We start from the raw sequence: 18,253 nt of genomic DNA on the forward strand, positions 1-18,253 counted from the left end.
CTCGTTGTGTCGCACAAGGGTCATGCTTCGCAAGGGATGAGCGCTGGCATCGCATGAAATTTTCTGGCTGCAGGCGGAAGAGTGGGAGGGAGCTTGGCATCATGAGTGGTCATTCACCCGCGTCTGCCGCTGTCTGCGGGGACGGGCTGTCACCGGTCGTGTCCGATCACCCACTGCTCGAAGGTTTGAACAAGGAGCAGCGCTTGGCCGTGGTGACAACGGAAGGTCCCGTCCTGGTTGTGGCCGGCGCTGGCAGCGGCAAGACCAGTGTGCTCACCCGCCGTATCGCATACCTGATGGAGGCGCGGCAGGTCCCGGTTCACCATATTCTGGCCATCACGTTCACCAACAAGGCCGCCAAGGAGATGAAGCAGCGTGTCCGCGCGCTCGTGGGCGCGAATGCGGACGACTTGTGGATGGGCACGTTTCACAGCATGTGCGTGCGCATCTTGCGGCGTGAGGCCGAGCGCATCGGCTATCCGACCACCTTCACCATCCTGGACGGCGACGATCAGCAGGCCTTGGTGCAGCAGTCGATGCTGGACGCCAACTACGACCTGAAAAAATTCGACGCTCGCGCCGTGCAGGCGGTCCTCTCCCGGTGGAAGAACGCCCTCCTTGGGCCGGGCCAGGCTGCGGCCAGAAAGAAGGCACGGACACAGGCGGAGGCGGTGGCCGCTGACGTGTTCGAAATCTATCAACAGCGCCTGTTTTCCGCCGGCGCCATGGATTTTGACGACCTGATTGGCAACACGGTGGAACTCCTGCGCCAACACCAGGATGTGCGGGAAAAGTACCAGGACAAGTTCCACTACATTCATGTGGACGAGTATCAGGACACCAATCACGCCCAATACCAGCTGGTGCGGCTGTTGGCCGAGAAGCACCGGAACATCTGTGTCGTCGGCGATTCGGATCAGGCCATTTACGCGTGGCGCGGCGCGGATATTCGCAACATCCTGGAGTTTGAACGCGACTATCCGGAGGCCACGGTCATCACCCTTGAGACCAACTACCGATCCACCTCCATGATCCTGGACACCGCCAACGCGCTCATTCGCAACAACCGCCGGCGCAAGGAGAAAACCCTCAGGTCTGTCCACGGCCAGGGCGATCCGGTCGTCCTCTGTGCGCTCACCGACGGCGAGGACGAGGCCAAGTATGTCGCCGATCAAGTCTTGGCGCACGTCCGCGACGGCGGCAGCTACGGGGAGTGTGCGGTGCTGTACCGGGCCAACGCCCAGTCGCGCGCGATTGAAGAAGCGTTCATGGCGCAGGCCATTCCGTACACCATTGTGGGCGGCCTGACCTTTTACGACCGGCGTGAAATCAAGGACATTCTCGCGTATTTGCGGGTGTTGACCAACCCGCGCGATGAAATCTCGCTGCTGCGCGTGATCAACAAACCCCGGCGCGGGCTGGGCGAGCAGACGACCGGCAAATTGCTCGAATACGCGCATGGAGAAGGCCTGACGCTGCTTGAGGCACTGGCCCACGGGCGCGAGGCAGGCCTGTCGGAGGCAGCCGTGGAGGCGGCGAAGCAGCTTTATGAGACCCTGCAGGAACTGATGCTGTGGATGGAAGGAATGCCGGTCAGCGAGTATTTAGCGGAGGTGCTGCACGCCACAGGCTACCGACAGATGTACGCGGAGAGCGGGAAAGCCGAAGACCAGCAACGCTTGGAAAACATCGACGAGTTGTTCACGGTCACCCGCTCCTTCGACCGCCGCCGGCAGGGCACCCTCCTGGAGTTTTTGGCCGAGGTGTCCCTGCTGAGCGATGTGGACAAGGAGAAGGGCAAGCCGGACAACAGCGTGCGGTTGATGACGCTGCACGCCAGCAAGGGCCTGGAGTTTCCGGTGGTATTCATGATTGGCCTGGAAGAGGGGGTATTTCCCCATGCCCGCTCGCTCGACCACGAGGAGGGAATTGAACAGGAGCGCAACCTGTGCTACGTCGGCATCACCCGCGCCATGCGCAAACTCCACATCACATACTGCACGGAGCGCACCTTGTTCGGTCAGGCGAGCCTCAGGGAACCCTCCCGGTTTGTGGCCGAACTGCCGGACTCGACCGTCGAGCGCGTGAACCTGACGAACGCGGATTTATACAATTGGCAGATTGGCGATCACGTCCGTCACCCGCAGTACGGGGAAGGTGTCGTGCTCGCGGTTAAGGAAGCGGGCGGAGAGCGGGCCGAGGCGGAGCTGGAAGTGATGTTTCACCCGTCGGTCGGATTGAAGACATTCCCTAAGCGCTATGCCCGGCCTGTGCGCCAAGCGGCGTCCTCCCGCTAGCCTGGCCGGCCGACGGTTTGCGCGCGGGCTCTTCCCCTTTGTCTCGTTCCATTCCCATGCTACAATGGGAGATGATTTGTCAATCGGGCAGGGAGGGTCGCTGGCCCTCCAGGCGGGTAGCAGGGGGAAATGAAGTTGGTCTCTTGGTACGTGATTGGTGGCCTGTTGGTCGTCTTGATTGGTTTGTACGCATGGCTATTTTGGTGGACGCGCAAACGTCAGAAGAAATTTGAGTCCCAGTACAATGCCACCAAGGAGCGGCGTGAGATTTTCGTCCTGCATAAACGGGTGGTTCGGGAAAGGCCGAAGACGGGCTGGTTTCGCTATATTCCGGTCAAGACCTATCAGATCGTCGGAAGGGTCAACCTGTCTCAATCGGTGCGCGGCATCCACATGTCGAAGATGCAGACCATCACATTCCACACGACCAAAGATCAATACGATAAAGTTCAGCCTAACCACCGGTACAAGATGGATGTGGCGGGGAATTACATCGGCTACGTGGTGGCGCCACCGGTCCTCCGGACGCGCGAGCCGGGCGCCTGGAAAAAGTGGTTTCGCCGCGGAGGCAGGAGTCGAGAAGGCCAGTCCCAGCGTGCGGGGGTTGGCACCACCGGGCGCCGCACCTCGGCCGCCACGGCGAAGGATAGCTCGGGCGGTTCCAAGGGGAAGGATAGGTCGAAGCGATAAAACCGGCCGTGTTACGGCGATGGCACATGCCCGGTTGCTCGCATAAGCTGGCACGGAACACGCAATCGACAAGGAGGCGTGGACTGTGCAGGTACAGGGAATGCGGACAATACGGGCGCAAGGGCCCAGGCGTCACAGGCGCGGCAAGGGGCACGCGGGGGATCATACCACCTCGAGCATCCGTGCGCGTGCCCGACAGACTGGGGGACGAGGGGCGCGGCGTACGCCCAAGCCGGCGGAGACGGCCGTTCCCGCCCTGACCTTTCGACCGCGCACGGAGGCGGACGACGAATATATTGTCCAACTGACGGAGGAGCAATTGGGGGAGGTGCATCAGCAGGCGTTTGCGGAACCGTTTCCGCGCGAGCAGTTTCGCCAGTACATCCAGTCAGGTGCGCCGACGACCGTGGTCGAGCACCGCGGCAAGCGTATCGGTTACTATTCTTACCTGATTGGTCCAGAGGGGAAAATGCATATCAGCGCCTTGGTCATCGACCGGACCGAGCAATCGGACGGAGTTGGCACGGCAGTGATGGAGAAGCTGGAACAGGAGGCGGCGGCGCGGGGCGTCCACACGCTCGAGGTGTTCGTGCAGGCGAACAACGTGCGCAGTGTCGAATTCACCCGCAAGCTGGGTTTCCATGAAGTGTTTCGGCTGCCACCGAATACCATATGCTTCCAGAAGCGGATTGGTCCCGCGGGTGCTCCGCCGCGGTCGGGGGGGCAGGCGCACGCCGCCCAAGGCCCGACACAAACGTAGGCAGGCGGCAGACGGGCCCTTCGGGCGCCGCCAGCCGAGCGTTCGGAGCGATGTGGAGGCGCAGGGAGGGTTTGGGTTGCATTCGGATTCGCAGTCCACAAATCGCAGCACACGCCCACGCTGCGCGTGGGCCACGACGGAGTTGCTTGCCCAATACCATGACGAGGAGTGGGGGCACCCACCGACCACCGATGCGGGTTGGCTGGAAATGGTCATTTTGGAGACGTTTCAGGCGGGCCTGAGCTGGCGTGTTGTGTTAGAGAAACGGTCTGCCATGCGGGAGGCGTTCGGCCAGTTTCATCCCCATCGGGTGGCGGAATTGACGGATGAGGACGTTGAGCACCTGCTCGCCAATCCGCGTCTCATTCGCAATCGCCGCAAGATCGAGGCGGCGATTGCGAATGCACGTATAGCCCTGCGCCTCGCTCACGAGGCTGGTTCGCTGTCGCGTTTCTTCGCCGGTCTCCAGGAGCTGCCCGAGGAGGCCATATATCAACGGCTGCAGTCGACTTTTGTCGGTGTCGGGTCTATCACGGCCCAGAGCATCGCCTATGCCACCGGATTGGTGACACCTCCGCACGAGAACGGGTGTTGGTTGGCGTCAGTGGTCGTTGACGCGCCGCGCGTCGAACAGCAGGGTGATGGTGTACAAGCCAGCCAGCCCGACGATGACGTAGACAATGCGGCTGACTAGAGAATCGACGCCGCCGAATACGGCTGCCACCACATCGAATTGAAACAGTCCCACCAGCAGCCAATTGAGTGCACCGATTATGACCAGCACCAAAGCCACCTTGCTCAACTGTCCAGCACCTCCTCGAGCCCAGTATGTTCATCTCCGTCCGGCTTCATCCGGGGTGAACGGGAGTGCGTTTGGACTTGTCAAGGGAGCGGGTGTAGAGTATGCTGGGGGTGAAACGGAGGGATAGGGCGTGGGTGATGTCGAACAGCGCGTGCGGGACGCACTAGACTCTATCCGCGAAGCCATCCAACAGGATGGCGGTGACGTGGAGTTTGTCTCGTACGATGATCTGACAAAGACGGTGTTTGTCGCCCTCACGGGTCAATGTGTCGGCTGCCCGGCCAGTGTCCTGACCTTAAAAATGGGCGTGGAGCGGGCGATTAAGCAAGTGGCGCCCGAAGTTGAAAACGTCGAAGCTTATTGAGGTCCCGTCTGGGGGGCTTTTGTTTTGGCCATGCTGGATACGGGAGAGAGAGCGGTGCTTGCGCACCGCTTTTTTCCGGTTATCTCGACCGCTGCGGTGGAGAGGGGGCTTGCGGTTGAACGTCCAGGTGCAAGGCGATATGCTCCTCATTCAACCGGATCGGCGTGCCCTCGGCAGTGAGGTGGCCCGCCTGCTGACCACGGCCCTCGCCCTGCCCGAGGGATTTGTCCGCACCCTGTTTCATCAGCAGCGGGTGCTGCTAGGCGCTGTCCCGGCGACGCCGACCGACCTCGTCGGCAAGAGCAAATTACGCCTCACCGGCGGCGTGGTGGAGCCATACGGGGTCGATGATTGGGGGGCGGTTCCGATGGCCGAGGTGCTGCATGCGGATGACCATCTGTTTGTCGTCAATAAGCCCCCGGGAATCCTCATCCATCCTGGCGGAGCGGAAGATAGGGACACGTTGGCGCACCGGGTGGCGCACTGGCTGTACGCGCAAGGCTTGGAGCGCAAAGTGCGGCACGTGCATCGATTGGACGAAGGTACCAGCGGCTGCGTCCTGTACGCAGCGCACGCCTACGCGGCGCGCGCTCTCGACCGGGCCTTGGCGGAGAGGCGCATTGAACGAACGTACCTGGCGCTGGTGCATGGGCGACTGCCGCAGCGTCAAGGCCGGATTGAACTCCGCATTGGACGGGACCGGCATGTGGCGGGCAAGTATCGCGTCACACGGAGCGGCAAACCGGCGTCGACTGAGTACTGGGTATTGGGGGAACACTCCCAGCGCGGGCACACGTTTTCCTTGCTTGAGTGCCGGCTGCAGACCGGGCGCACGCACCAGATCCGCGTTCACCTGAATCATCTTGGTTGTCCTATTGTCGGCGACACGCTGTACGGCGGCCACCGGGTGCTGGGATGGAGGAACGAGTCAAGCGGAATCGCGCTGCACGCGGCCCGGTTGGCGTTGCCCCACCCGTACACAGGTGAGCAAGTGACCGTCCGTGTAGACCTGCCGGCGTCCTGGCAGGGCGTCCTACAGTGGTTTGCGCGGACTATGGCAGAGATGGCGGGCGCGAAGAGGGGGGATGACGAGTGGCCCTCCATCCCACGCGGCACCGCAAGGGGAATCGAATCGTGATGTTTTGGCGCTTCGGCGAAGAAACCGCCAGTTCTCCGGCGTCGCCCGCGTTTCACAAGATTGTGGGCCGCTTTCTATGGCGCCTGGTACTGTCCGTGGCCCAGCATGATATCGCCTCGCTCGCGGCGGTGATTGCCTTTTACGCCTTCTTCTCGCTGTTTCCGCTGCTGTTGTTGGTCATCTACGGGGCGAGCCTGTTGCTGCCGCACCTGCAGGTGGACAGAGTGATTGAGCTGTTTGTCGCGCCGTACTTCCCGGCCTGGCCGCGCGATTACATCACCAGCAATTTGCCGCACCTGACGCGGGTCGGGGTGAATGTCGGCATCGTCAGCGCCATCATTCTCACCTGGTCGGCCACCAGTGGCTTCATCGCTGTCCAACAGGCGTTGGACGTGGTCTGGAATTCGCAGCAGCGCTCGTTTGTCAAGCGTCGTTTGATTGCCTTTGCCATGTTGCTGATATTGCTGCTGCTCACCCTGGGCTCGGAGGTTGTGATGGCGCTGACACCGCCCGTCAAGTACGCGCTGGTCAAACACGCCGCGTTCTTAGACTGGGTAAAGATGGTGCACGGCGTCTCACGGATTCTGTTTCCGCTCTCCTTGTTCGTGGGTTGTCTGGTTGTCTACCGCTACCTGCCGTCCCGACAAGGGCACTTTGTCTACCTGGTGCCCGGGGCTTTGGTGACGACCGTGGCGGTGGACGCGGGCCGCGCCGTGTTCACCTGGTACGCCTCTCACCTGGTCATGTACCAGCTGATCTACGGTACGCTGACGGTGGTCATGCTCGTCATTCTGTGGATGTATTTGGCCAGTTTGGCGATGTTGTTTGGGGCCGAGGTGTCGGCCACCTTACAGGCTATCAACGACGAACTGCAGGCGGACGAGGATGAACGCCGCTAGCGGCTGGCGGCCCCACAGACCACCCGCGGGCGGACGCCCACCCGCACGTTGCCGCGCAAGGCGGAGGACACCATGCAGGTTAATTCCGCGTGTTCCGCCAGCTGCAGGATGCGCTGCTCGTCCCGCAAATCGGACACGTAGACCGTCGGCAGGTGAACGATGCGGTCGTAACGTAGCCCGCCCTCATTCTCCACATACCCTGTGCTCTCCACCTCAATCCGATGATAGGGGATCTGGCGATTTCGCAGCAGGATGGCGAGGGTCAGCAGGTAGCAGCTGGCCGCCGCGGATAGGAGCAGTTCTTCGGGATTGGTGCCGATTCCGCAGCCGCCCAGGTTTCTCGGCATGCTAAATTGCGCCGTCGTCTCGTCGCCAAGCCGCAGCGCACCGACGCCGTCTCTGTCGCCAGACCACTGTCCTGAGACTGTATAGGTGAGTCGTTCGGTCACCGTGCATTTCTCCCCTTGGCTTTGAGCCTAAATATATTGAATGTTCTATATGAATTCTACCGCGCTTTACGAGCAATTTCCATGCCTGGATACGAGAAGCACGCGAGATCGTGTATGATGGGCACAGTGGTGTCGATTGGACGCGTCTCACGCCCATCCTGTCGGAAAGTTGGGATATCCTTTGATCAGTGTCGTGATTGCCACACGCAATCGGCTGCCCCATCTGCGGGCTTGCCTGCGCGCGATTGCCCGCCAAACCGTGGCGACATCTGTGCAGGTGTGCGTGGTCAACGACGGCGGCGTCAGCGTCGCTCCGGTGGTTGAACAGGTCCAACGTAAGAATCCACACATTCACTTCTGGTTTCACGACCTGGCCCGGCACCGCGGGCAGGTTTACGCACGCCACCTGGCCATCACGGCCGCACGTGGCGAGTTCATCGCCTTTTGCGATGACGACGACCGCTGGCTGCCCAACCACCTGTCCTCTTTGTGGTCGCTGCTGAAGGCCAGTGACGCCGCGTGGGCGCATACCGATGCCGAGCTGGTTGAGGTGCGCCGCCGAGATGGCCGGATCGAAATCGGCGGGCGCTTTCCGTTTGCCTGGAAGCGTGCGGATCTACTCTTACGCCGGTACAATCCGTTGCTTCCTTCGACCATTTTGTACAAGAAGAGCGCCCATCTGCGGCTGGGAGGGCTGGACGAATCGATGGGCCATTATTGGGATTGGGATTTTTGGCTGCGCCTGAGCACGCTATCGAGGCCCTTGCGGGTCCCGATGGCCACGGTGTTGTACGGGTTGGATGCCGACGGCGGCCAGGCATCCTCTCACCCGGACAGCATGCGCCCGTACTTGACGGCGCTGACTGACAAACATGGCTTGGGCGAGCTGCCGACGATGAACTTTCGTCTGATGCTGGACCAGCCCGACCTGGCGCCGTACCGGGCCGAGACGCGCATCCTCTGGGATGGAGATCCGGGGCTTTGGGACACGGGTGAAGCGGTGACGGGAGAGGGATTCAATGGATGAAATCCGCCTGACAGGCATGCATTTCTACGGTTATCACGGCGCGCTGGCGGAGGAGCGCAAATTGGGGCAGCGGTTTACGGTGAATCTGGTGCTCTCGCTCGACCTCAAGGCGGCCGGCCGGTCCGACATGATAGCGGAGACGGTGGACTATGCGGCTGTGTACGGCGACGTCAAACAGGTAGTGGAAGGGCCACCGGCGCGCCTGATTGAAAGCGTGGCCGAGCGTATTGCCCAGCGCATTCTCGAGCGGTACCGACGCGTATGCAAGGTGCGTGTGGAGGTGGAAAAACCGGGAGCGCCCATTCCAGGTGTCTTCGACTCCGTAACGGTGTGCATTGTGCGCACCCGCGCCCAGTCTTAACGGACGCGGCGATACAACTGGCAGGCGCCGTAAAACATCCACGTGCGCGGACCGGACAGAAGGATAAGGCGGCGCAGCGGGCGCACGACGGGATTCTGGCGGGCTTTGGCGTCGGACAAGTACATCGCGAGCAGCCCACAGACGATGTGCTGGTGCAGGCGTCCGCCGATGCGGCGCGTCGATTGATGGCTCTCTCGCACGAAGCGTCGCAGCCTGGCGTAAGCCTCCGGCCAGGACGGGTAGCAGGCGACAAAGTTGAAATCGCCGTGCTCGTCGTCTTCCGCCAGGTCAATCCAGTAGTCGAGCAGAATGTGCAGCCCGCACACCCATGGGAAATAGCTGTCAAACAAGGATTGAGCCGTGGCCTTCGTGATGGGGCGCTGCGCCGCCGCAAACAGCGCAAAGACCCCCAGGGTGGATCCGGCCGCGGCGCCAAACTCCCACCAATGTACTTCGGGATAACGTCTCTGATGCTGGCTGAACCAGTCCATCAGGCGCTGCCGGCGCAGATTGGGATTGATGTGCTTGTATTGCTGCAGTTCGCAGTAGCGATTCACCAGCCACACGATGTGGTGCTGGGCCACATGGTAGCCGGGCAGGCGCTCTATCTCCCGCTGGCAGGTGCGGACGAGTGCCTGGAGGTATCCGCCGTCGTCTTCTCTCTGGCTGTAATATGCGCGCACCGGGGCGCCTAGCACAACGGCGTCGCGCATGGCTTGGTGGAGCGCCGTGAAACGGTCTTCGTCCCACTCTCCCGTGCGGTCGCACAGGTTGTCCAAGTAGTCGCTGATGGTCTGCAGGGCCACGATGAGACGGACCAGGTCGGCAGGTCCGCTGGGGGCCAGCGCCGCGTACACGCAGCCGCCGTCGGCGTGAAACCGTTTATCGCACAGGCTGGCCAGCGCTTGCCTGCGTAACTGCGCGTCCGGGATGGCGAGCGCGCTGTCGGTCCAGTGCAGGATCTCCCGCCGGGCCCGCGGTAGGATGTGCGAGAACAACTGATACAGGAAGCGGGGACTCGTTTCAGCCAGGACTTGCAGGAAGGGCACCCCCCGATTGTCGTACGGCGCCCATCTCGAGGCGCCGGTCTTTCAGACGCACAGCTTAGGATGCCCCAAGATTCCGGTGCTGATCCGATTTCTGTCTGCGCTGCCTGCAAAGCCTTCACTCCTCTGCTTATTGCATCAGCATGCGGCCGATGCGGAGGGCTGCATCGGCGGCCCGGCGCGCGGTCTGGGGATTGAGCCAGCGCGACGTGTTGAGGGCGGGCCACGGTGGTTCCCAATCAGGCCGGGCGTGCACAGGCGCGGTCTGATTGGGCGTGGCATGGCCGAATGTCACAGGATGGTGTTCACTCGGTGTCGACGTTTTGGTTGAGGACTGCTGTCCGCTCGGCAGACCGGTTGCTGGCGCCATCAGGCCGCGCCGCTTGGCGCCGTTGTACATCATGGTCAGCATTTCCCGCACCCGTTCGTCCTGTGCCACCTCGAACGCCAAAGACCCGACCTTGACCAGTGTGTCCAAGCGCATGGGAGCGCACCCCCCTCCCAGCATCACCACATGGTTAGCTGCACCAACGCATCTGCATCAGGGTATGCGCGGGCGGCGGGGGATGGCCGGACGGTTGTCCGTGGCCGCGCATTGCGCAGCAGACGGGTGTTTCCATGGCACGCTAGGGCGACCTGTGATACCTTGAAGGAGTTGAAGTGGAGGAGAAGCCGATGACCAGAGGAATGCAAAGGCTGCGTGCTCGCGTGGAAGCGGCCGGGGACGTCGCCACGGCAGAGAAATTGGGCCAGTTGGCAGCCCGGGCGGAGGCGCCGGAGCAGGTGGTGATTGCCTTCGTGGGATTGTTTTCCGCGGGCAAGTCGAGTCTCATCAATCACCTGTGCGGCAGTGCCGCCTTGGCCACAGGCGCGGTGCCCACGACCGCCCAGGTGACTGGGGTGGAGCTGCCGGGCACGGACGGACGTGTGCGGCTGCTGGACACGCCAGGCATTGATTCGACGGACGACGCACATCAACAGGCCACGCAAGCGGCGCTGTATCAGGCCGACGTGGTGTGCCTGGTGATGGACTACCAACACGTCGAGAGCGACGCCAACCTGGAATGGGCGTATCAGTTTTCCGGCAGCGGCAAGCGTCTGGCGCTGATTGTCAATCAAATCGACAAGCACCTGGAGTGGGAGATCCCGTTCGCAACGTTCGTGGAACGAATACAAACCACCTTGACGGATTGGGAAATCGAGTATGATCGCTTGTTTTTTGTCAGTTCCCGCAGTCATCCGTCCAATCAGATGGAGGATTTGCAGCGCTGGCTGGCGGAATTGGCTGACGGCGCAGGACCGTCGCAACTGACGCAGCGGGCGCTCGAACTGATAGAGGAGCACCTGGACTGGAAGTACGGCGCCATCCAGCAGCAACAGGCAATGGATGTGCGGAAAGTGTTGGAATTGCCGCCCGAGGTGGATGTCCTGCGCGAGGTGGACGTCCCGGTTCGGCTGACACAGCTGCGCTTGCAGCTCTCCCAGGTCCAACAGAAAATCCAAGAGCAACGAGATGCTCTGGACGAGACGTTTGAGCAGTTCCTATCCCGGTTGTTGCGTGAGATTGAACTGGCACAGGTGGCTCCCTACGAGACCACGGAAAAGGGACGGCTGTTTGTCGAGAGCCTGCGGCCCGATTTTCGCGTCGGCTGGCTGCGCAGCGCGGAGCGTACAGCAGCGGAGCGCCAACGGCGGCTAGCCGCTTTTCGCGCCGATTTGACCGAGCGGTCCGAGAAGTACCTGTTGTGGTCGGTGCAGAGTCACCTGCGCGAGTTTGCCGCCGCGGCTCAGTGGGCGGACGACGAGGCCAAGGCCGCGGTGGATAACCTGCACATGTCCATTGAGGACGGCTGGCTGCGCCAGTTGGTTCGCCAAGGTGCGCTCGTCTCAAACCAGTACCCGTACCAGTATGTGAAAGATGTGGTGGGGGCGCTCCGGGCGGACGTGCGCGCCCAAGTCAAGGCGTTGGTGGAGCGGTGGCAACAGGCGGCTGTCGCCAAACTGAACGATGATGTCCAGGATTTGCAGCGTCAAGCTGAGACGCTGGCGGAGAAGACAGCTGTCTTGGAGGCATGGCAGGCGCTGGGCGCAAAGCGCGCCGAGACGGCCCGCGAGCTGCGCCGCCTGTTGGACGATGCGCCCGAAGCTGCGGCTCAGAGCGAGCCCGTTGAAGACGCTCTGGCCTCCGCTTCCGACACGGTCTCACACCCTGATGCGGAGGTGCGAATTCGCGTATGAGTGATAGCCATAACTCAACCTGGTCTGCGCCGGACACAACATCGGCCGTGCTGCAACGCATGATCGCCTCGCTTGCCGAGCGCCTATCCCGCCTCCCCTACACTGAAGGATGGCGTCGGGAGCTGTTTGACCTCGAGGGGCGTCTACGGCGGGAGGAGCAACTGGTGGCCGTGTTCGGCGCTTTTTCCACCGGCAAATCGAGCCTGATCAATGCGGTCTTGGGAGAGCCTGTGCTGGTCGTTTCACCCAACCCAACCACGGCGGCGATTACGGAGTTGCGTCTTGTCCCGGCGTCTGGAGACGCTCGCCCGGAAGGCGATGGCCAAGTTGCCGGGGATCTGGGCGCGCCGGCGTCGGCCGCCCCTGCCCAAGGGGAGGCGGAGGGAGGGGCGATGGCCCGGGTTCAGGCCAAGACGGCGGCACAGATGTGGGAGGACGTATCGCTGGCTTTGGCCGCCCTCCAACGCCGGGCCGATGGGCTGGCGGAGGCGGCCCAGCTGGCGAAGTCGCTCAAGCCGAAGGACGTGCCGAGCGGCCGCCGCAAGACGTTATCATTCCTCAAGGCGTTTGCCGCCGGTTATGAAGAACTGGCTGACCGGTTGGGCCGCACATGGACCATGCCGGCAGCCGATGCGAGCCGCCTGTGCGCGGAGGAACGGTACGCCTGCTTTGTTCAGCGGCTGCAGTTGTGGCAGCCATCGGCATTGCTGGAAGGGCGGCTGCCGCGTGGGTTCGTGTGGGTGGACACCCCGGGAGTGGACTCGGTACACAGGCGCCATACCGATGTCGCCTTTCAATACATGCGGCAGGCGGACGCCATCGTGTTCGTCTTGTATTATACGCACGCGTTATCCCGCGCCGAGAAAGACTTTCTCCTGCAGCTGGCTGAGGTCCAGGACTTGGTGGGCGCGGACAAGCTGTTCGTGGTCATCAACGCCGTGGACTTGGCTCAGTCCGAGGAAGAACGACAGGCGGTGCGCGAGCGGGTGCTGAGCGAGCTGCGTCAGTTGGGCATCCGTCAGCTTCGCATCTACGAGGTATCCAGCCAACTCGCCTTTGCGGCCCGCCAACTGCAGCGGCAGCCGGACAATCCGGCCATCGTCGAGCTCTTGCGCACCCGCCTGGGACTGGCCGAGGCTACGATACCGGACGCATCCACGCTGCTTGAGCAATCCGGGGTGTCCACCTTGGAGCGGGACCTGAGCGGCTTTTTGACCACACAGGCGCAGCAGGTGGCTGCAGACGCCGTCGTCCGTACGCTACAGAGTCTGCAGTCCCGGGTGGTGGCCCGCATTGAGCAAGTGAGAGCGGCGGAGGCGGCGTCGGAACACGACCGTCAGGAGCTCGCGGCGCGGCGGCGGGCCATTTGGGAAGAGGTGGAGCGTATGGGCGAGGCGCTGGATGCAGACCAGGACGAGCCATCCCGCAGTCTGCGCCAAGAAGCGAAGGAACTGGTGTTCCATGCAGGCGAACGGATTCGCTTTCGTTTCACTCAATTGTTCCGCGAGGCGTTCTACCCCGGTCGCTTTCAGGGTCCCACCCGAGCGTCCGATGCCCTGCAGGCCGCCTTGCACGAACTGGTGGAATCGCTGCGGCGGCAGGTGGAGATGGAGTGCCGCACCCTGGCCCTGCGGCTGGGAACCTATGCACAGCAATTGTACTCGCAAGAGCGGGCGGCGCTGGCCAGGGACTTGGAGGCCGTTGGCCGCGCCGATGTGGCGGACGGGCTGCCGGACGCGGCGCCTCTGTCCCTGGCTGACCAAGCGTACCGGTCTCGGTTGGATGCCGCACCGCTGACACCGTATCTGAAGGGTTTTCAATCGGCCAAATCGTTTTTCGAGGGCGGCGGGCAAGACGCGATGCGCCAAGGGATGGCCGAGGCGGCGGCCGATGCGGTGCGGGAGGATCTGGCTGCTTTGACCGGCCCGATGACCGACGCCGCCGTGCTGGTGATCAAGCGCCAGTACCGGGCCCTGGTGGCTGCTGTACTCAACAACTCGCCGTTCACAGCCGACGATTCGCGGACGGAGCGAGAGCCGCTGGAGGTGTGGGAACGCCTGGCGGACGATTTGCGGCGCACGCTCGCGGCTCAGCATGCGGCGGACGCATGAACGGTCCCGGCTGACCGCTGGACCATTTTCCGATCCCGGCCGTTTACGGTATGATGAGCGCAGGAGGGATACACGTGTCGGGATCATGGGATGGGTTTGACGATTGGGAATCGCCTCGCCGTCGCCGTCGCTGGGGCTGGTTTGCTGCCAGCCTGTTGGCAGCCTATGTCGTGGGAGTTGCCACGGCCGGCTTTTGGATTGTGAGCAGTCGCGTCGGTGATGGCGACGGGGCCGCGCCATCCACACAGATGGGGAATCAGGCGGGCGGATCGAACGGGGGAACACAGTACCTGCCACCCGAAGCGGGAGAAGCGAATGTGGTGACCCGCATCTACGACAACGCCCGCGACAGCGTTGTGACCATCACCTCCATACAATCCAAAGCAAGCAAGTCCCAGCCGCAGGCGGATGTGGGCACTGGGTTTCTCATCGATGAGCAAGGAGATTTCGCGACCAACAACCACGTGGTCAACGGACAAAAAATGGTTGCTGTGACGATAGGCAAGAGGACGTACAAAGGCGTCGTGATAGGAACCGATGCCTTAGACGACCTGGCGGTAGTCCGTGTGAGCGGAATCTCCGGCCTGCGGCCGCTGCCGCTGGGCTCGGCCGAGAATCTACAGCCAGGCCAGTTGGTGGTGGCGATTGGGAATCCGTTCCAACTGACCAGCAGCGTTACCGCAGGAATCGTCAGCGGGCTCGATAGGTCCATGCCGACCGAGGATGGGCACGTGTTGAGCGGCCTGGTGCAGACGGACGCCGCGCTCAACCCGGGCAATTCGGGCGGACCGTTGCTCAATGCCAACGGGGATGTTATCGGCATCAACACAGCCATTGAGAGTCCGGTGGAGGGCTCGGTCGGAGTGGGGTTTGCGATCCCGATTGACCGCCTGCGGCAGGTGCTACCGCGCTTGTTGTCCGGCCAACCGGTGCAGCACCCATGGCTCGGCATCAGCGCCCTCGATATCGATCCGACCGTGCAAGCTCAGTTCCACCTTCCGGTCGCCACCGGCGTGCTGGTGATGCAGGTGACCAGGGGAGGACCGGCGGCGAAAGCCGGCATCCACGGGGACACGAGCGCCAACCCGAGCAAGAAACCGAAAGGGGACGGCGACATCATTGTGTCTGTGAACGGCAAATCCGTTGGCTCCGTGGCGGACCTGACAACCGCCATCTCTCAGTATAAAGTCGGGACGAAAGTGAACCTGGGCGTCATCCGCGGCCACCGTTCCCTGACTGTCCCGGTCACGTTGGGCACATGGCCGAGCAGTAAACAGTGAACCTCCCGGAGCCGACGGTTTTCATGGCTCTCGGATGGCCCATAGCATAAGCTCGGTATCACGCCTGCTCCTCGCAAGGTCCCTGCCGTTGGCAGGGGTCAAGTTCTCAGTGCCGTCTGCGCGCGCTCGCTATCCCGATGGACAAGCCGGAAATGAGCAGGCCGACTGCCGCTGACGCCAGGCTCGGCCGCCACACGAGCGGGCGGTAGGTGAGGACGATGAGGTGGCGGCCCGAGCCCACCTTGACCGCAGTGAGCACACCGTCCACACGCTTGATGGACGCCGACCGTCCATCCACCGTCGCATGCCAGTTCGGATCGAACATTTGCGAGAGGACAAACCAGCCGGCCGACGGAGCGTTGACCCGCCACACTTGTTGATTGAGACTCCACCCGACGCGGTGTGCCGCTTCCGCCTGCCATCCAGGGTACCAGCCTGGGTGTTGGGCAAACCACGCCGGCGCCAGGGGATCTGGGTTCCGCCAGACGGTCTGGCCGTGCGCACTGAACACAGGTGTCCATGGTTGCGGAGACAGCGTGACACCGACGTTCTTCCGGATGGGCGCTCGTCCGCGCCCCAGGACGATCAGCGAATCGAGGGGCACATTGGCGTCCCATGATTGGTTGACGACGGATACCTTTGTGCGCACGTTGCGCGGCCAATCGCGCGGTAGGTCTATCAGGTATTCCGATGCGGGCAGACCGCGAATCCAATATGTCTTGGACCGACCTGAGGCGGTCAGGGTCACCGACAGCCAGGTCTCTTCTATCCAGGGGCCGGTTGTCACATGGGGCGGGCGCTGCAGCTCTATGGCCAATGATTTGGCACCCGCAGGCAGGACGGGCAGGGCGCCGGACCACTGGGCCGGACGACCAGGGTTTTCCGTTTGGAACGGGGTGTAACCGGACGGGGCGACGATGTAGCGCACGCCCAGGCTGTCGGCCAGCGTCCTGGGTTGGCTCAAGAACACGGTGTCCGTCCAAGTCAGGTCGACACGCTCGGAGTACCATGCGGGCTCCAGGGAGTCGTAGCCGTTGACCATGGGCAGTCGGTAGGGCAACCCCTCGTCTAGTTCCACATCGGTCGTTCCGAGGGACGCGATGCGTGGGAAGGCAACGGAACTCGACGTGTGGCGCACCAACCAGGTGACGATGGGGCTCGGAGAGGTGTACGGGGCCTTCTTGGCGTTGACTACGGTGGCCGTCAAACCGGCGTGCAGCACGGCGGTACCGGCCGCAACCAGGGACGCGGCGCGCGCCAACGAGATCGTCAAGCACGTGAATCCGGCGATGGCGAGCAGCGTAGCCAGCGGTGTCAGCACGGACAACACGGGCGCCTGGCCCAGCGGACCTGCCAGGCGCCCGGCGATCAGCGCGCCGGTGCAGACGAGGCACACGCAGCGCAAGGCGCGCCGAAGCTCGGGGCGGTGCGCAGGCGATTGCCAGAGGGTCAGACCCACGGCGCATAAAAGGCTGAGATAAAAATCTGTGAGGCCGATGTAGCGGGCGGGGATGCGGAACAAATCGAACCCGGGCAGGTGGGTGAGCGCCCAGAAGAAGGGGCCGTTTTCACCCAAGGCCAGCAGGCCGGTGACAACGGCTCCCACCGTCCACTCGGGCACGTACATGCCCTGGCGCCAACCGGCCCAGACGGCGGCCAGAGCGAACAGGAAGCCAACCAGTCCAATGGTACACCAACTCTCCCAAAACTGCAGGCCGTACACGCGCTCGAACGCGACGGCCGAAAAACGGGTCCCACTCCAGCCCCCGCCGGCCGTATCCGGTGCTATCCATTGCAAGAAGGCCCACGGCGACAACGAGCCTTGGAGCAGGAAGGACGCCCCAGCGTGGACGCGATCTGAGTACAGCACAAGGTCCAGGGTGTTGGCCCATTGGGGCGCCGACAGCATGGCCGCAAGCGTCAAAGCGCTCAGCCACGCCAGCCAGACCTGGCGGCGATAGGGGCGAAGATGACACGCGGCGTCGATGAACAGCACGATGGCGGTGTAGAACACCATCTGCGGATGGCCCGCGTAGACCTCCAGGGCGAGAGTAGCAGCCAAGGCGACGACATGGACGGCGGTGGGCTGGCGCCAGAGCCACCGCTGCAAGAGCGTCACCAGTGGAAGAAAGGCCAAGGCGTCGAACATTTGCGTGTGCACCTGATGTCCGACAAAGAAGCCGCAGGCGGCAAAGCACAAAGCGCCGGCGACCGATGGCAGGCGCCGCCGGGTCAGGTCGTAGGCGAGGGCATACATGCCGACAGCGCACAGCGCGGCGTGCATGAGAGTGGATAACTCCAGCGCCTTGGCCATCGGCAGCAGCAGATAGATCACGTTGGGGAGGTAGAGTGGTCCTGACTGGCCGGCGGCCAAGAACGGTTGACCGGCAAAGCTGAAGGGATTCCACAGCGGAACCTGAAGGTGTTCATACGCCCAGGCCAAGAACAGACGCTGCGGCGCGTTCAGGTGGCTGAGGTCGTCCAGCGCCGGTTGTCCCGATGTAGCCCAGTTCGGAAACGCCAGCAGCACGCCCGCGAGCACGAGCAGGATGGCAGGACCATGCCGACGTGTGCGCGCAAGCGTCGTCTTCATGGTTGGCCCCCTTTGCTGTGCACTCTGGGACCTATCTTACCAAGAGACGGGGGGGCATTGTCCAGTCCCTTCCAATCAGCGGGTCTTGTTCCTTTGGAACGTAAGGGCCGCGCCGAACCGCCGCAAATCCCAACAGGCCCAGGCAGTGGAGCGGTGGGTTGCTCCACCGCCGGAGCGGCGCCAGCGCCTCGGGGGGGG

At 62.9% G+C, this 18,253-nt stretch carries 17 protein-coding genes; 12 read left to right on the plus strand and 5 right to left on the minus strand.

Annotation, left to right across the window (positions count from 1 at the left end; translation table 11 throughout):
• Positions 1-101: 101 nt before the first annotated feature.
• The 4 genes from ASH01S_RS04725 (at position 102) to ASH01S_RS04740 (ending at position 4,441) form a co-directional block, all read left to right on the plus strand.
• Positions 102-2,297 carry an ATP-dependent helicase gene (locus tag ASH01S_RS04725; RefSeq protein ID WP_083516817.1) on the plus strand — a complete coding sequence of 732 codons (2,196 nt, stop codon included), beginning with the start codon at positions 102-104 and terminating at the stop codon, positions 2,295-2,297.
• A gap of 129 nt (positions 2,298-2,426) precedes the next feature.
• The gene (locus tag ASH01S_RS04730) at positions 2,427-2,987 is read left to right on the plus strand and encodes a hypothetical protein (RefSeq protein ID WP_067924400.1); all 561 of its coding nucleotides are present in this window, start codon (positions 2,427-2,429) and stop codon (positions 2,985-2,987) included.
• An 85-nt stretch (positions 2,988-3,072) separates the two neighbouring features.
• Positions 3,073-3,747: a GNAT family N-acetyltransferase gene (locus ASH01S_RS04735; protein ID WP_067924403.1), complete on the plus strand. Its 675-nt coding sequence runs from the start codon at positions 3,073-3,075 to the stop codon at positions 3,745-3,747.
• A gap of 76 nt (positions 3,748-3,823) precedes the next feature.
• Complete coding sequence (locus tag ASH01S_RS04740; RefSeq protein WP_067924406.1) at positions 3,824-4,441, plus strand: DNA-3-methyladenine glycosylase I; 618 nt, start codon at positions 3,824-3,826, stop codon at positions 4,439-4,441.
• Here ASH01S_RS04740 and ASH01S_RS17830 read toward each other — a convergent pair.
• Complete coding sequence (locus tag ASH01S_RS17830) at positions 4,349-4,549, minus strand: DUF378 domain-containing protein (RefSeq protein ID WP_083516819.1); 201 nt, start codon at positions 4,547-4,549, stop codon at positions 4,349-4,351. The two genes, ASH01S_RS04740 and ASH01S_RS17830, sit on opposite strands and share 93 nt — an antisense overlap.
• A gap of 130 nt (positions 4,550-4,679) precedes the next feature.
• Between ASH01S_RS17830 and ASH01S_RS04745 the strand changes: the two genes are divergently transcribed.
• The 3 genes from ASH01S_RS04745 to ASH01S_RS04755 all read left to right on the plus strand — a co-directional run bounded on the left by ASH01S_RS04745 (position 4,680) and on the right by ASH01S_RS04755 (position 6,950).
• Entirely contained in the window at positions 4,680-4,913 is a 234-nt protein-coding gene (locus tag ASH01S_RS04745; protein ID WP_067924408.1) for a NifU family protein, read from the plus strand.
• A gap of 115 nt (positions 4,914-5,028) precedes the next feature.
• Positions 5,029-6,051: an RluA family pseudouridine synthase gene (locus ASH01S_RS04750; RefSeq protein WP_067924410.1), complete on the plus strand. Its 1,023-nt coding sequence runs from the start codon at positions 5,029-5,031 to the stop codon at positions 6,049-6,051.
• Positions 6,051-6,950 carry a YihY/virulence factor BrkB family protein gene (locus ASH01S_RS04755; protein ID WP_245628927.1) on the plus strand — a complete coding sequence of 300 codons (900 nt, stop codon included), beginning with the start codon at positions 6,051-6,053 and terminating at the stop codon, positions 6,948-6,950. The genes ASH01S_RS04750 and ASH01S_RS04755 overlap by 1 nt, the downstream gene beginning before the upstream one ends.
• On the opposite strand, the gene ASH01S_RS04760 is transcribed toward ASH01S_RS04755, so the two are convergent.
• The gene (locus ASH01S_RS04760; protein WP_067924414.1) at positions 6,947-7,399 is read right to left on the minus strand and encodes an OsmC family protein; all 453 of its coding nucleotides are present in this window, start codon (positions 7,397-7,399) and stop codon (positions 6,947-6,949) included. The genes ASH01S_RS04755 and ASH01S_RS04760 overlap by 4 nt on opposite strands.
• Positions 7,400-7,580: 181 nt before the next feature.
• On the opposite strand from ASH01S_RS04760, the gene ASH01S_RS04765 reads away from it, so the two are divergent.
• Both ASH01S_RS04765 and folB read left to right on the plus strand, forming a co-directional pair.
• Entirely contained in the window at positions 7,581-8,426 is an 846-nt protein-coding gene (locus ASH01S_RS04765; protein WP_169794184.1) for a glycosyltransferase family 2 protein, read from the plus strand.
• The gene (folB, locus tag ASH01S_RS04770; protein ID WP_067924420.1) at positions 8,419-8,787 is read left to right on the plus strand and encodes a dihydroneopterin aldolase; all 369 of its coding nucleotides are present in this window, start codon (positions 8,419-8,421) and stop codon (positions 8,785-8,787) included. The genes ASH01S_RS04765 and folB overlap by 8 nt, the downstream gene beginning before the upstream one ends.
• Here the strand turns inward: folB and ASH01S_RS04775 are convergent.
• Both ASH01S_RS04775 and ASH01S_RS04780 read right to left on the minus strand, forming a co-directional pair.
• A complete protein-coding gene (locus ASH01S_RS04775) occupies positions 8,784-9,836 on the minus strand; it encodes a tetraprenyl-beta-curcumene synthase family protein (RefSeq protein WP_245628925.1) in 1,053 nt (350 codons plus the stop codon). The two genes, folB and ASH01S_RS04775, sit on opposite strands and share 4 nt — an antisense overlap.
• A gap of 127 nt (positions 9,837-9,963) precedes the next feature.
• Positions 9,964-10,317, minus strand: a complete 354-nt coding sequence (locus ASH01S_RS04780) for a hypothetical protein (RefSeq protein ID WP_067924423.1) — start codon at positions 10,315-10,317, stop codon at positions 9,964-9,966.
• A gap of 191 nt (positions 10,318-10,508) precedes the next feature.
• On the opposite strand from ASH01S_RS04780, the gene ASH01S_RS04785 reads away from it, so the two are divergent.
• From ASH01S_RS04785 to ASH01S_RS04795, 3 genes are all read left to right on the plus strand, one after another.
• Complete coding sequence (locus ASH01S_RS04785) at positions 10,509-12,071, plus strand: dynamin family protein (protein ID WP_067924426.1); 1,563 nt, start codon at positions 10,509-10,511, stop codon at positions 12,069-12,071.
• Entirely contained in the window at positions 12,068-14,182 is a 2,115-nt protein-coding gene (locus ASH01S_RS19000) for a dynamin family protein (protein WP_067924428.1), read from the plus strand. The genes ASH01S_RS04785 and ASH01S_RS19000 overlap by 4 nt, the downstream gene beginning before the upstream one ends.
• A gap of 74 nt (positions 14,183-14,256) precedes the next feature.
• Positions 14,257-15,462: a S1C family serine protease gene (locus ASH01S_RS04795; protein WP_245628926.1), complete on the plus strand. Its 1,206-nt coding sequence runs from the start codon at positions 14,257-14,259 to the stop codon at positions 15,460-15,462.
• A 106-nt stretch (positions 15,463-15,568) separates the two neighbouring features.
• On the opposite strand, the gene ASH01S_RS04800 is transcribed toward ASH01S_RS04795, so the two are convergent.
• Positions 15,569-18,055, minus strand: coding sequence for a YfhO family protein (locus ASH01S_RS04800; RefSeq protein ID WP_067924431.1), 2,487 nt, complete (start codon positions 18,053-18,055; stop codon positions 15,569-15,571).
• Positions 18,056-18,253 lie beyond the last annotated feature (198 nt).

Source organism: Alicyclobacillus shizuokensis NBRC 103103 (assembly GCF_001552255.1).
Classification (GTDB): Bacteria; Bacillota; Bacilli; order Alicyclobacillales; family Alicyclobacillaceae; genus Alicyclobacillus_G; species Alicyclobacillus_G shizuokensis.